This window comes from Agromyces sp. LHK192 (assembly GCF_004006235.1).
In the GTDB taxonomy this organism is placed as follows: Bacteria; Actinomycetota; Actinomycetes; order Actinomycetales; family Microbacteriaceae; genus Agromyces.
Genome location: NZ_CP034753.1, coordinates 390,581 through 403,671, shown reverse-complemented (window position 1 = coordinate 403,671; position 13,091 = coordinate 390,581). Strand labels below are relative to the sequence as shown.

Sequence of the window (13,091 nt, the reverse complement as noted above, 5' to 3'; positions counted from 1 at the left end):
CGAGCCCGACACCCGGGCTCAGGGCGCGGCATCCGTCTTCGACATCGGCAGGTCGAGCACCACCCGCGCCAGGCCGCGGACCGCCGACCACGGAACCGGCCCCAGGTACCTGGAGTCGATCGACGCGCCGCGGTTGTCGCCGAGGACGAACACCGAGGCATCCGGCACGACGACGTCGAACGCGAGCACGCTCGCGAGTCGGTCGGGCTCCGCCAGGTATGGCTCGTCCCGGCGGACCCCGTCGACGGTGAGGCGGCCGGCCTCGTCGCAGCACGCGACCCGCTCGCCCGGCAGGCCGATGACCCGCTTCACGAAGATCGGCGCCGCCGGTTCGCCGCTGAGCCGCTCGACGTCGGCCGCCCAGCCGCCCGGGTCGTCGAAGACGACGACGTCGCCGCGGCGCAGCGCGTCACCGTCGGCGCGTTCCACGACGACGACATCGCCCGCGTCGATCGCGGGCGCCATCGAATCCGACCCGAGCCGGAACACCTCGAACCGCAGCGCGCCCGTCAGAACGAGCGACGCCAGCAGCCCCACGCCGGCGGCGGCCGCGACGAGGCGGATCCGGCTCACAGCTGCTCCAGCCTCGCGACCATCGCCTCGATCTCGCGCTGCTGCTCGCTCGCGATGTGCTTTGCGAGCGCCCGGATCCAGCTGTTGCGGCCTGCCGCGATGGCGTCCCTGGTCATCGCGAGCGCGCCCTCGTGGTGCACGATCATGAGCTCGAGGAATCGACGTTCCGCAGCGACGCCGTCGAGCGCGTCGAACTCGGCGATCTGCTCGGCGGTCGCCATGCCCGACATGAATCCTCCATGCTCGTGCCCGACCGCGCCGGTCTCGTGCCAAGCGTCGAGCCACCCCTGCATGCGCACGATCTCGGCGCCCTGATCGCGCTCGATGAACGCGGCGAGGGCCGCGGAGGTCTGGTCGATCCCCCGGGTCGCGGCGAGGATCCGCGACAGCTCGACGGCCTGCGCGTGGTGCGGGATCATCATCGTCGCGAACTCGAGGTCCGCCTCGTTCGGCACGTCGCCGAGCGGATCCCGCTCCACCTGGGCCGCCGCGAAGACGGCGGCAGCGCCGTCGGCTCCCGCAGTGCCGCCCGCAGTGCCGCCCGCACGGGATGCCTCGGCCGCGCCGCCGGCGACGGCCTCGGGCGGCGCACCGGCGAGCACGACGCCGACCCCGAGTGCGCTCGCCAGCACGACGGCCGCGATCGAGATGGATGTGGCGAGCGGTCGTCGCATGGCGGCCTCCTGGGTTCGGTGAGGTGAGGAAGGGGCGACCCGACCGGGCGGCCGGGTCGCCCCCGGGTCACTCGGCGGTGATCGAGGTGGCGCGGCGGCGGCGCACGACGAGCGCGATACCGAGCGCGACCAACGCGAGCGCGAGCCCGCCGGCCCCCCACGCGATCGTCGTCCCGGTACTGGCGAGGCCACTGCCCGACGACGACGCGGATGCGGCTGCGGCTGCGGCCTTCAGCACCGTGATGTCGACCGCGGCGGTGACGCCGCTGGTTGCGCCGGTCACGACGACGCGGTGCGCCCCGGCCGGAGCCCCTGCCGGCACGGTGAGCGTGCCCGCGACCGCGCCGGAGGCATCCGCCGCCAGTGACCCGACCGGGATCGGCTCGGAATGGAGTTCGACCGCGACCGACTCGTCCGGCGCGAAGCCCGTGCCTTCCAGGTCGAACTCCTCGCCCGGCGACAGCTCGGTCGCGGACAGCGTGAGGGTGGCGCCCTCCGTCGGCTGCTCGGTCGGCTCGGTCGGTTGCTCGGTCGGCTCCGTGGGCTGCTCCGTCGGCGCGGTCGGCTCCTCGGTCGGCTCGGTCGGCTGCTCGGTCGGCTCGGTCGGCTGCTCGCAGGGCTGCTCGTCCGTGTGGATCTCGCCGCCCGGGTCGCCGTTGATGCACGACCGGCCTGCGGGCGTGCCCATCGACTGCGCCGTCCAGTCGCGCGGGATGATCGAGAACGACTGCCAGTGGGTCTGCATCGGGCTCTGGTCCTCGTCGCGGACGACGTGGTGGAACCCGCTGTTCACCCACGCGACCGGGTCGGTGAGCGACTGGTCGGCCGACGTCGCGACGTAGTCGATGACGTTCTTCTCCGTGCACGCGGGGTTGAGGTTGTTCGTCGCGTACTCCTGGCAGGCGTTGTAGTTCGTCACCGTGATGAGCGGCTGCGTGACCGGGTCGGCCTGGTACAACTGCGAGCCGGGGAACACGAACTCGTACGAGCGGACGTGCCCGTCGCCGTTGACGCTGCCCGGCGCGGCGACCCGCCACCAGGTGAGGTCGTCGACGGGGGCGAGGTTCGCGGGATTCGCGATCGTCTGCGCCGTCGTGTGCATGAGCTCGGTCTTCTCGCCCATCTCGCCCACCACCGAGTCGTACTGCTCGACCTGCATCGCTTCCTGGCCGTCGAGACCGAAGTCGAGGCGCCAGATCGCGTTGTGCCAGTGCGAGGCCGCGAACGCGGAGGCATCCGTGCCGATCGGCCAGCCGGTCGTCGCGTCCGCGTCGAAGTCCTCGTACGAGACGTCGCCGGTGGCACCGAGGTCGAACGAGATGCCGCCCTCGTCGGTGAACTCGACCTTCGTGGCGTACTCGTACCAGTCGACCTTCGAGATCGTCTGGAGCGTGAAGCCCTGCTTGTCGGCCGTGAACAGCGGTGCGTCCTCGATGGACCCCCACGACTGCTCGTGCGACCGGTAGGCCAGCGGGCTGGTGGTGTCGGTGATGCACAGCGCCGGGATGGTCCGCATCCAGGTCGTCGTCTCGCCGCGGCGGGTCGTCGTCCATGTCTGGGCGACGTCGCGGAGCGTGCCGTCGCCGCACTCGGCGGGGCTGAGCTTCTGCAGGTACTGGTTTCCGAAGCCGTACGATGTGATGTCGTTCCAGACGTTCTTGCCGGTGTCGTACGGCACGTGCAGTTGGCTCAGGTACACCGAGTCGAGGACCCGGCGGTAGCCGTCCTCCCCCGGCGCCTTGACCGCCACCTGCTCGAGCACGAGGCCCTTCTTGCTGTCGACGCGCCAGCACATCTGCCACGCGGTGCCGTTATCGAACTCCTTCTCGATGAGCGCATCGCCGGAGCAGTTGATGGGCGGCGGGGCAGCGGACGCCGCCGTCGCCGGGACGAGCGCGAGGCCGGCGAACGCCGCCACGGCGGTCGCGGCGAGCGCGATGGATCGCGTGAGGCGTGCGCTCACGGAGGTCGTGTCCTTCACGGAGGTCATGCCCTTCACTGGATGCCGATGACGGAGCGGGTGGACAGGTCGACGACGAACCCGGTCGTGTCGAGGTAGCCGCCGCCGGGGATGCGGAACTGCATCTCGACGCAGCGGTCGATGGCGCAGGCATCGGCACCGACCGTGCCCGCATCGGGCACGAATGCGCCGCCGGTCACGCCCAGCTGGTCGATCGAGGAGAGCGCGTCACCGGTCACGGCGGCGAACTCGGCGCGCACGGCGTCGCTCGCGACGGTGTCGCCGAGGAAGACGGAGAACGCGAAGTCGACCTCGTCCGCGCTCGGCGGCGGCTGGACGCCCTGCGTCGCCGAGCTCGTGACCGTGCCGTCGGCGAGGTTCACGGCCTGCAGGAAGGCCCGGTTCGACGTGTAGTCGTAGAGCACGACGTCGGCCGTGCGGGCATCCGAATCGACATCGCGTGTGGCGATGTCGATCGACAGCACCTGCGGCGCGTCGGATCCGTCGACGGACGTCACGTCCTCGGGCAGGCTCGCGTCCGTCGTGGCGAGGTGGAGCGCATAGCTCAGCTCCTCGGCGCTCAGTGGGTCGCGGGCGTGGCCGAGCGCCGGTCGCTCGGAGACCCGGGCGACCTCCTCGGCGGCGGATGCCTCGCCGCCCGCAGCCCCGCTGACGGACGGGATCATCAGGGCGCCGCCGACGATCGCGGCGGCTGCGACCGCCGCGCCGCCGATGATCGCGTACGGCGTCCGGTTCCTACGTGTACGTGGTGGTGCTTGCACCTGGCCTCCTCGAAGCGTGGTGTCGCTGTGTCGTCGCGCGGGAAGTCGCGCGACCGCGACGCTACGGGCGGAGTGTTTCCACGTTTCGGGAGGGGATGTTTCGCGGACGTGACGTCGTGCGGGACATCCGCGACGCGCACGACAAGGGGCGGCAGGCCATCGGCCTGCCGCCCCTCGGTGCGATGCGACTACTCCGCTGCGGGCGCGACCGCGTCGACGACGAGCGGGTACGACCCGGGGTTGCCGGCGAGGTCGGTGAATGCGACATCGACCGTCTTGGCGCGGTAGAACACCTTGGTGTAGACGGTGTCGTCGCCGTACCAGCCCTGGCCGAGCGATGCACCCGAGACGGGCTCGCTGAACGTCAGCGTGACCGCCCAGCGGCCGCTCTCCTTCGATTCCCAGGTCTCGGACTCCGCCGTGACGACCGGCTCCACGTCGTCGAACTCGAACGTCACCTCCGAGGCGTTGCCCGCGGTGTCGACCACGACGATCGTGTTCTTCCCCTGCACCGGGGTGTAGGCGCCGGCGTTCAGGTCGGACCACTTGTTGTCGGTCAGGTCCTTCTTCACGCCGTTGACCACGAGGTAGTCGACCTTGCCGATGCCCGCGTCGCTCAGCTTGAAGCTCGGGGCCTTCGTGTACACGCCGTCGACGGCTTCGACGCCGGGCTTCACCTCGGCCTTCGGGGCGACCGAGTCGAACGTGAAGGTCACGGGCTCGCTGCGGTTGCCCGCGGTGTCGACGGCGACGATGGTGTTCACACCCTGTGCGGGGGTGTAGCCGCCCGTGTTGAGGTCGGACCACTTGTTGTTCGTCAGGTCCTTCTTCACGCCGTTGATCTCGACGTAGTCGACCTCACCGACGCCCGCGTCGCTCAGCTTGAAGCTCGGCGCCGACCCGAAGACGCCCTTGGCGGGGGTCTCGTCCTTGGGGGTCACGGTCGGGGCGACGGTGTCGATCTCGAAGGCGAACTGGCCGGTCGTGGAGACGCTGCCGGCGAGGTCCGACGCGTTGAAGCGGATCGAGTACTCGCCGTCGGGCAGCGTGACCGACTTGCTGTGCGTCGCCGCGGTGGCACCGCCCGCGCTCGACGAGGTGCTCTTCACGAGCTTGCCGGCCTGGTAGACGTTCGCCGTGACGCGGTCGAGGCCGAGGTTGTCGGTCGCGTCGACGGTCAGCTCGATGGTCGAAGTGTTGAACGGGCCGCCGGTCGCCGGCGTGACCAGGTTCGCGACGGGCTTCGTGCGGTCGATCACGACCGGGAAGGTCTTGCTCGTGTGGTTGTCGTTGAGGTCCCAGCTCGACACCTTGACCTGGGTGGCGACGCCCTCGGCGAGCGCGGCCGTGTCGACGGTGAGCGCGAACTCGTTGGTGCCCTTGAACTCCTGGCCCTTGAGCTTCTTCCACTTGGCGTCGGCGCCGAGCTGCTGGATCTCGACGTATGCGCGCTTCGGGGCATCCTCGGCCTGCGTGACGGTGAAGGTGACGATGCCCTTGACCGTGCCGAACGCCGTGTCGGCGATGACCGGCTTGACGGTGTCGGCGCCGTCGGCGTGCGCGGCGATCGGGGCCGAGCACATGAGCGCGGTGAGCGCGGCAGCCGAGATGGTCGCGGCGGCGATGCGGTTGCGGGGCATGGAACTCCTCAGGTCGTGCTCGCGCGGGGACGTCGGTCGACGCCCGCGGTGCGGGCCGGGCGATGGGGGGTGGCGGCATCCGCACCGATCCATGCGAGTGAATCGATTCGACCGCCGTGTCGATCCTTTCAGGAGAACGTTTGCCCCGGCCTGCGAGCCCGACCCCCAGTTGGAGGGCCAGCGGCAGCGATCGTCAGTAGTAGACGCCGACGTCCAGGTCGACGCCGCTCGGCACGGTGACGGTCTCGGCCCACGCAACGGCCGCGTCCCTCGCCTGCTCGGAGTCCGAGATGACGGTCACCTCGACGAGCCCGTCCTCCGCCCGCGAGAGCCCGACCCGGGTGAGGTGTGCACCGCCGAGGTCGTCGATCGCCGTGTCGGCGAAGCCGCACGCCTCCGCGAAGCCGTCCGAGCCCGGGGCATCCGCACGGATCTCCAGGTCGGGGGCGCCTGCGGAACGCGAGGTGATCGACGGCGCCGGATCAGCCGAGGTCGCGATGCGGCACAGCCGATCGAACGTCGTGACGCCGTCGAGCCAGAGCGTGTACCCGTCCGCCGCCAGCAGGACCTCGTCGACGTCGGCGTCGGTCGGCAGGGTCGGGGCGATCGCCTCGGCGCGACGCAGGTCGTCCGGTGCGCCGCGGTAGACGCGTCCCTGATAGACGAGGGTCCAGCGCGACTCATCCGGCTCGGCTCGAAGTGCCTGGATCCCGATCGCCGCCTGGACGTCGTCGAGATCGTCGGTCGTGATCGTCACCTTCGGCCGGCAGGTGGTCGCCGTCAGCGGAAGGGCTCCCGTGCAGGAGAATTCCGCCTCGACGACGTCCTGCAGACCGGCCGCAGCGATGGCCTGGTCGACGCGCTGCTGCCCCTCGTTCGTCTTCGCGAAGTAGTCGACCGCGCAGCCGCTCAACCCGCCGGCCGTGACCGCCGCGAGCAGCAGCAGGCCGGCGATACGGCGCAATCGATGGGAGCTCACCCGCCAACCATATGCCGCGTCGACGCGACACCCAGGCCCGACGGAGCGGGCATCGAACCGAAGACCGGGGCCTGACGAAAAATCACGGAACGATAACTAGCGCTCGTTACCTATCCGTTATATATTCGAAGAGCACCGACTGTTTGCTGTGGCGGTCGGTGCGGAATGTGATTGCAGGACACTCTTGGTGCAAGGGAGAGGGTCGGTCGCCAGCCTCTGCGACCGGCCCTCACTCATGTCCGGACGGTTCCGTATTGTTGAACCAGTCCGACCGTGTACCGAACGGAGCCGCCGTGGCCGAACGCATTCAGACCGTCTCCGCATGGGAGTCGCTCTTCCGCGCCCAGGTCAGCGTGATGCGCACCCTGTCCGCGGAGTTCCCGTCCGACATCATGTCGTTGAACGAGTACGACGTGCTCTTCAACATCTCCCGGGCACCCGGTCGTCGGCTGCGGCTCCGTGAACTCAACCGGCAGGTGCTCATCACGCAGCCGAGCGTGAGCCGGCTCATCGACCGCCTGGTCGCGCGCGGCCTCGTCGAGAAGAGCGAGGATCCGCTCGACGGGCGGGGCACCGTCGTCGCCCTCACGCCGAAGGGCTTCAGCCTGTTCCGCCAGGTCGCGTTCGTCCACATGGACGCGATCTCGCGCAACGTCGGGGCAGTGCTCGACGACGAGGAACTCGCGACCCTCGCCGCGCTCTGCGACCGGCTGCGCATCGGCATCACCGGCGACGCCGGCCCCGAGGCACCAGTCGTCGAGGCCTGACGACCCGGGAGCGGGAATGACGGTGGGACGGGAACCCTACCTCCCGCCCCACCGCGACCCCCATCGGAGGCCATTCCCGCCGGGCGACCCGAACTGAGCCCGGCGAGTCAGCTCCCGCCGATCGTTCGGGATCGAAGGCCGCGCGCGGCCTCGTCGGCGCTGGTCCGACTCGGGTTTGCTCGAATCGTAACGCCCGACGGCGTTTCCTCACCCGCCCCCGAACAGGGGTGGACGGCGCCGTGCGCTTCGCGATCGACGCGGTCAGGCGGCCACGTACGTCGAGTACTCGGGGTGCTGCTCGATGTACGACGCGATGAAGGGGCACTCGGGCACGATCTCGAGCCCGTGCTCGACCGCCTCGTCGAGCACGTGCGACGCGAGGCGACTGCCGATGCCGCGGCCCTCGAACTCGGGCCTCACCACGGTGTGGGTGAAGACGATGCGTCCGGGTTCCTCCCGGTACATCGCGAACGCCGCGACCTCGCCGTCGATCTCGACCTCGTACCGACCACGCGTCGTGTTGCGCGTGATCGCGATCGCCTCGCTGCTCATCGGATGCCTCCTGCCGTCATCGCCTCACCGAGGCCAACGCACCGGCCTGCGGAGTATTCCGATCGGCCTGAATCGGGAGGCTCCTCGGCGGGCCGCGTCGATCGCAGGCCGCGCCCACCGGCTCCGGCTCGACGCCGTCGCGACGCCGGGACGACCCGACGCGAAGACCACCCGACCTGCCGCGGCGCCCGCTGCGAGGTGGACGGCGCAGGCCCCTTGCCGCGGCGCCGGGATGCGGATGGGCCACACCCCGACGTCGACGGCGACGCCCGAGGTGCCGGCGCGCACGGGCCGCTTCGCCGTGCTCCCCGCCGTGCGTGGTGGCGACGAGCGCGATGAGCCAGGCGAACACGAGCGAGAACGCCACGATCTCGAACACCGTGAGGTTGAACAGGTCCAACCCGTCGTACGCGATCATCGCGCCGACCTCGACGGCGACCGCGCAGTACGAGAAGACGACCAGCCTGAGCGGCATCCATCTGGCGAAGCCGCGGATGCCGACCGCGAGTGCTGCGAACCCCGCCGCGGCGGTGCACGCGAACACGTTGTGGAGCACCGTGGCGCCGTCGATCGGCACCAGGCCGACTCCGGCGAGGCTCACCCCGATCAGGACGATGAGCGCGCGGATCGTCGCCAGGCCGCCGCGCCGGAGCCCGAACCGCGGAACCCTGAGCGCACGGCTCATCGCCGGACCGAGTGCCGCCATCGCGAGTCCGGCCACGATGATGGCGATGTTGAAGCATGCGGCGGCGAGGTCGTCCGAGGTGCCCAGCGTGCTGAAGTTGACCGACCACCACGGTCCGGTCGGCGTGAGCGACATGCTGGCGAGCGCGCCCGCGGCGAGCAGCATGGCGACGAGGTTGAAGGTGCGATAGGCCTCGTGGTCGGCGGCCGACGCGTGCAGCCGGCCCGTCGCGATGCCGAGCACGGATGCGAGCACCGCGCCTGCGAGGATCGGCCCGCCGGGCAGGGGGCGGAACGCCTCGGCCGTGAAGTGCACGGCGAGGAGTCCGATCGCCGCCCACGACAGGCCGTTGGTACCGGCACGATAGCGCGCGACGACCACCCGGAACCCGTGCCGGTTCAGCACCGCGAGGGTGGACGGCGATGCGGACGCACCGAGGATCGCGGCCCCGATCCCGGCTCCCCCGGCCACGGCGGGGAGCGCCCAGAACATGGCCGCGGTGTGCAACGGCAACCCGCCGGGTCGGTGCTCGAGCAACTGGAACGTCACGATCGCGAACGCGATGGCGATCATGAGGGCGAGCACGCGCCGCACGCACGCCTGGCCACCCCGACCGACCACCAGGTTCGCGATCGTGGGAACGGCTTGGTCGCCGGATTGCACACCCCACATATGCGAACCCTTGATCACGGGAGAACGGTCGTGATTGGAGCATAACCACCAGAGCCGGAACCGCGCACCGGCGATCCGGAGGCCGAGCGTCCATGTTCAGCCGATTCCCAGCGGGGACCGAACGCCCCCGGAGACACGAACGGCCCGCTTCCGCGGGCCGTTCGTTCACTGTCTCAACACAGTTCTGTCTGCTTGCGCAGTGTGCGCCCGGAGGGACTCGAACCCCCAACCTTCTGATCCGTAGTCAGATGCTCTATCCATTGAGCTACGGGCGCATGGGATGCAGCCCGGCACATCTCTGCGATCAGGCAACCACGAGAGTCTAACCCACGCGGCACCCCGAACGGAAATCGGGCGCGGCCGTCATCCCTTCACCGCGCCGCCCAGCCCGGCGCCTCGCAGGAACAGTCGCTGGAACACGAGGAACAGCACGACCGGGATCAGCGTCGAGATCGCGAGCGCGGCGAGGAACACGTCGAGCTCGGTCTGCGACTGCACCGCGGGCAGCCGCACCGACAGCGGCTGCACGGCCGGGTCCGGCAGCACGAGCAGCGGCCAGAGGAAGTCCTTCCACGCGGCGATGATCGCGAACACCGACACCACGCCGAGGATCGGCCTCGACATGGGCAGCACGATCGACCAGAACACCCGGAACGGGCCCGCACCGTCGGTCTTCGCAGCCTCGAACACCTCTCGGGGCAGTGAATCGAAGAACCGCTTGACCAGCAGGATGTTGAACGCGTTCGCCGCCGCAGGCAGCCACACCGCCCAGTACGTGTTGAGCAGCGACACCCCGATCACGGGCGGATGCAGGATGGTCAGGTAGAGCGGCACGAGCAGCACGACCGCCGGGATGAAGAGCGTCGCGAGGACGAGCGCGTTCAGGATCGGCGCGTACTTCGGCCGCAGCACCGACAGCGCGTAGCCGGCGGTCGTCGCGATGAAGACCTGGAAGAACCACGAGCCCGCGGCGACGACGATCGTGTTCCAGAAGTACTGGTCGATGTGGATGTCGTTCCACGCGGTCGACAGGTTCGCCCAGTCGATCCCGTTCGGCCAGAGCGCGAACGGCTGGCTCAGCGTGTCCTGCGTCGGCGTGACGGCCGCCTTCGCGAGCCAGAGCAGGGGGCCCAGCCCGGCGATGACGAGCCCGACGAACAGGAACAGGTGCACCCCCGTCATCGAGATGCGCACGCCCCTGCGCTTGCGATCGTGGTCGCTGAGGATGCTCCGGTCCCCCGCATCGTCGCGGGCGTCGCGCTCGCGTCGGCGCGTCGCCGTCGCGAGCCTGCCGCGCAGCGTGGCCGAGGCCGGCGTCGTCGCCGGGGCGGTGGTGCCTGGGGTGGTCAATTCGTGCTCCAACGTTCGGTCAGCTTGAAGTAGAGCCAGCTGAGCAGGCCCAGGAACACGGCGAGCATGAGGCTGAGCGCCGTCGCCTCGCCGTAGTCGCCGCCGAGGCTGTTCTGGAATGCGTATCGGTAGATGAGCAGGAGCACGGTGAGGGTCGCGTTGTTCGGCCCGCCGCCCGTGAACAGGAACGGTTCGAGGAACACCTGCGCGGTGCCGATCACCTGCAGGATCAGCATGATGAAGAGGATGCCGCGAAGCTGCGGGAGCGTGACGTGCCAGATCTTGCGCCAGATGCCGGCGCCGTCGACCTCGGCCGCGTCGTACAGTTCCGGCGGGACCGCGATCAGCGCCGCCAGGTAGATGATGATCGAGCCGCCGGCCGCGGCCCAGGTCGCCTCGATGACGAGCGACGGCATGGCCGTCGCGGATGACTGGAGCCACGGCTGTGCGGGGATGCCGAACCAGCCGAGCACCGTGTTGAACACGCCGTCGGGCGACGCGTTGAAGAACACCTTCCAGAGCAGCACCGCGACGACCGGCGGCACCACCACGGGCAGGTAGGCGAGCGCGCTGTAGAGGCCCTTGCCGCGCCGGACCTCGCTCATCAGCACCGCCATGATGATCGGCAGCGGGAATCCGAAGACGAGCGCGAGCAGCGCGAAGTAGAGGGTGTTGACCACGGCGGTGCCGAGGTTCGGATCGCTGAGCACCCGGACGAAGTTGTCGAGCCCGACCCACTCGGGCGTCGTGATCAGGTTGGTCTCCTGGAAGCTCATGATCACGGACTGCGCGATCGGCCCCCAGCTGAAGACGCCGAACACGATCAGCATCGGCGCGAGGAACGCGAGGTTCCAGAGGCCTCCGCCACGGAACCAGGTCATCGGGGTGCGGCGGCGCCTGACTGCGCGCACGGATGCCGGCGGCTGCGCCGGCGCGGAGGCCGGCGGAGGGGCATCCGTCGTCGTTCGGGTCATCGTCATCGGTGGTCCTTCGGGTGTCGTGGAGCGGGCGGGATGCCGCGGCCGCGCGGGAGGACGCGGCCGCGGCATCCGATCACTCGTCGAGCAGGGCCTGCGCGTCGACGTCGACCTGCTTGAGCAGCGCGTCGATGTCGGCGTTCTCGTCGGTCAGGACCGCCTGCACCAGGTTGTCCATGAGCGCGTAGATCGGCTGGGTCTGACCCTTGAACTCGCCGATCGGGGTCTGCTCGAAGATCCCCTCGGTGAAGCCGGTCATCTGGTCGAGCGGCACGTTGACGTACGGGGCGATCCACTCGAGCGACTGCTCGTAGGTCTCCCGGTCGAGCACCGGCAGCACGGGCGTGCCCACGGCCTGGTCGGCGTCGGCGAGCGCCTTCGCGTCGGCGACGGCGGCATCCTCGTTCAGCAGCTTCTGCATGTAGTACCAGTCGATCCACTTGACCGCTGCGGCCTTGGTGTCGTCGTCGAGCGTGGGCGGCATGACGGCGATGTCGCCGCCGCCGAGCACGGCGCCGCCGTCCTCCGTCGGGATGACGGTCAGGCCGTAGTCGTCGGGCGCGAGCCCGAAGTCGCGCACGAGGGCGTAGTAGACGTCGGAGCCCGACGTGTACATGCCGACGTTCCCGGCGGCGAACTCCTGGTTGATGCCGCCCCAGTCGAGGTCGAACGTCGCCCCCATCGAGTTGTCCTCCCAGCGGAGGTCGTGCAGGTACTCGAGGGTCGCCTTCGTCGCGTCGTTGTCGATCGTCGACGTGTAAGTGCCGTCGCCGTTGTCGGTCTGCAGTTCGGCACCGCGCGAGTCGGCCTGCACCGACAGCTGCCAGCCGCCGGTGTTGCCGCTGGTCATCGTCGCGTAGCCGGCCTTGCCGGTCTTCTCGGCGATCGTCTTCGCGGCCTCACGGACCTCTTCCCACGTCGTGGGCGGGCTGTCGGGGTCGAGCCCGGCCTGTTCGAACAGCGCCCGGTTGTAGTGCAGGCCGTTCGCGTAGGCCTGCCGCGGGAAGCCGTAGAGCGCGCCGTCCGACCCGGTGACCTCCTCGAGGAGGATCGGGTTGAACTTGTCGGAGTAGCCGAGGCTCTCGATCTCGGCGGTGACGTCCATGAGCTGGTCGTTCTCGAGGAGCGTCTTGGTGTCGGTGAACGGCACCGTGAAGACGTCGGGCAGGCTGCCGCCAGCGAGCTGCGCGGCGAAGGTGGGCGCCGTCCATTCGTACTCGAGTCCGACGATGTCGATGTCGGGGTTGGCCTCCTCGAACTGCTTCTCCTGTTCGGCGAAGGCGTCGTAGGCGGCCTGGTCGGCGCCGGGTGGGAACGTCGCGACGCGGAGCTCGAGCTTGCCGTCGTCGCTCTCCCCTCCGGGGCTGCACGCGGCGAGGGCTCCGACCATCGCGATCGTGGCGATGCCCGCGATCGCGATCCTGCGTGGTGACTTCATTGTCCAGTCCTTTCGGTGCTGTGTTCAGGTGTGGTGCGGTGG

Annotated in this window: 12 protein-coding genes and 1 tRNA gene; 1 reads left to right on the top strand and 12 read right to left on the bottom strand. The window is 69.8% G+C overall.

Going from position 1 to position 13,091, the window contains the following annotated elements:
- Positions 1 to 18 precede the first annotated feature (18 nt).
- The 6 genes from lepB to ELQ40_RS01810 all read right to left on the bottom strand — a co-directional run bounded on the left by lepB (position 19) and on the right by ELQ40_RS01810 (position 6,608).
- A complete protein-coding gene (lepB, locus tag ELQ40_RS01835) occupies positions 19 to 573 on the bottom strand; it encodes a signal peptidase I (protein ID WP_164863444.1) in 555 nt (184 codons plus the stop codon).
- Positions 570 to 1,247 (bottom strand): DUF305 domain-containing protein, encoded by a 678-nt coding sequence (locus ELQ40_RS01830; protein WP_127792139.1) that lies wholly within the window; start codon positions 1,245 to 1,247, stop codon positions 570 to 572. Before ELQ40_RS01830 ends, lepB begins: the two co-directional genes overlap by 4 nt.
- Before the next feature lie 67 nt (positions 1,248 to 1,314).
- A complete protein-coding gene (locus tag ELQ40_RS01825) occupies positions 1,315 to 3,237 on the bottom strand; it encodes a hypothetical protein (RefSeq protein WP_127792138.1) in 1,923 nt (640 codons plus the stop codon).
- A 5-nt stretch (positions 3,238 to 3,242) separates the two neighbouring features.
- Positions 3,243 to 3,989 (bottom strand): hypothetical protein, encoded by a 747-nt coding sequence (locus ELQ40_RS01820; RefSeq protein WP_127792137.1) that lies wholly within the window; start codon positions 3,987 to 3,989, stop codon positions 3,243 to 3,245.
- 188 nt (positions 3,990 to 4,177) lie between these two features.
- The gene (locus ELQ40_RS01815; protein WP_127792136.1) at positions 4,178 to 5,629 is read right to left on the bottom strand and encodes an Ig-like domain-containing protein; all 1,452 of its coding nucleotides are present in this window, start codon (positions 5,627 to 5,629) and stop codon (positions 4,178 to 4,180) included.
- A gap of 193 nt (positions 5,630 to 5,822) precedes the next feature.
- Positions 5,823 to 6,608, bottom strand: coding sequence for a hypothetical protein (locus ELQ40_RS01810; protein ID WP_127792135.1), 786 nt, complete (start codon positions 6,606 to 6,608; stop codon positions 5,823 to 5,825).
- A 293-nt stretch (positions 6,609 to 6,901) separates the two neighbouring features.
- On the opposite strand from ELQ40_RS01810, the gene ELQ40_RS01805 reads away from it, so the two are divergent.
- Positions 6,902 to 7,375, top strand: a complete 474-nt coding sequence (locus ELQ40_RS01805; RefSeq protein ID WP_370296562.1) for a MarR family winged helix-turn-helix transcriptional regulator — start codon at positions 6,902 to 6,904, stop codon at positions 7,373 to 7,375.
- 261 nt (positions 7,376 to 7,636) lie between these two features.
- On the opposite strand, the gene ELQ40_RS01800 is transcribed toward ELQ40_RS01805, so the two are convergent.
- The 6 genes from ELQ40_RS01800 to ELQ40_RS01775 all read right to left on the bottom strand — a co-directional run bounded on the left by ELQ40_RS01800 (position 7,637) and on the right by ELQ40_RS01775 (position 13,049).
- On the bottom strand, positions 7,637 to 7,927 hold the full coding sequence (locus tag ELQ40_RS01800) for a GNAT family N-acetyltransferase (RefSeq protein ID WP_127792134.1): 291 nt from the start codon (positions 7,925 to 7,927) through the stop codon (positions 7,637 to 7,639).
- 16 nt (positions 7,928 to 7,943) lie between these two features.
- Positions 7,944 to 9,302 (bottom strand): hypothetical protein, encoded by a 1,359-nt coding sequence (locus ELQ40_RS01795; RefSeq protein WP_127792133.1) that lies wholly within the window; start codon positions 9,300 to 9,302, stop codon positions 7,944 to 7,946.
- Between the two features lie 184 nt (positions 9,303 to 9,486).
- A tRNA-Arg gene (locus ELQ40_RS01790) sits at positions 9,487 to 9,559 on the bottom strand.
- A gap of 88 nt (positions 9,560 to 9,647) precedes the next feature.
- Positions 9,648 to 10,634 carry a carbohydrate ABC transporter permease gene (locus ELQ40_RS01785; RefSeq protein ID WP_205649407.1) on the bottom strand — a complete coding sequence of 329 codons (987 nt, stop codon included), beginning with the start codon at positions 10,632 to 10,634 and terminating at the stop codon, positions 9,648 to 9,650.
- Positions 10,631 to 11,608 (bottom strand): carbohydrate ABC transporter permease, encoded by a 978-nt coding sequence (locus ELQ40_RS01780; RefSeq protein ID WP_127795075.1) that lies wholly within the window; start codon positions 11,606 to 11,608, stop codon positions 10,631 to 10,633. The genes ELQ40_RS01785 and ELQ40_RS01780 overlap by 4 nt, the downstream gene beginning before the upstream one ends.
- A 79-nt stretch (positions 11,609 to 11,687) precedes the next feature.
- Entirely contained in the window at positions 11,688 to 13,049 is a 1,362-nt protein-coding gene (locus tag ELQ40_RS01775) for an ABC transporter substrate-binding protein (protein ID WP_127792131.1), read from the bottom strand.
- Positions 13,050 to 13,091: the final 42 nt, after the last annotated feature.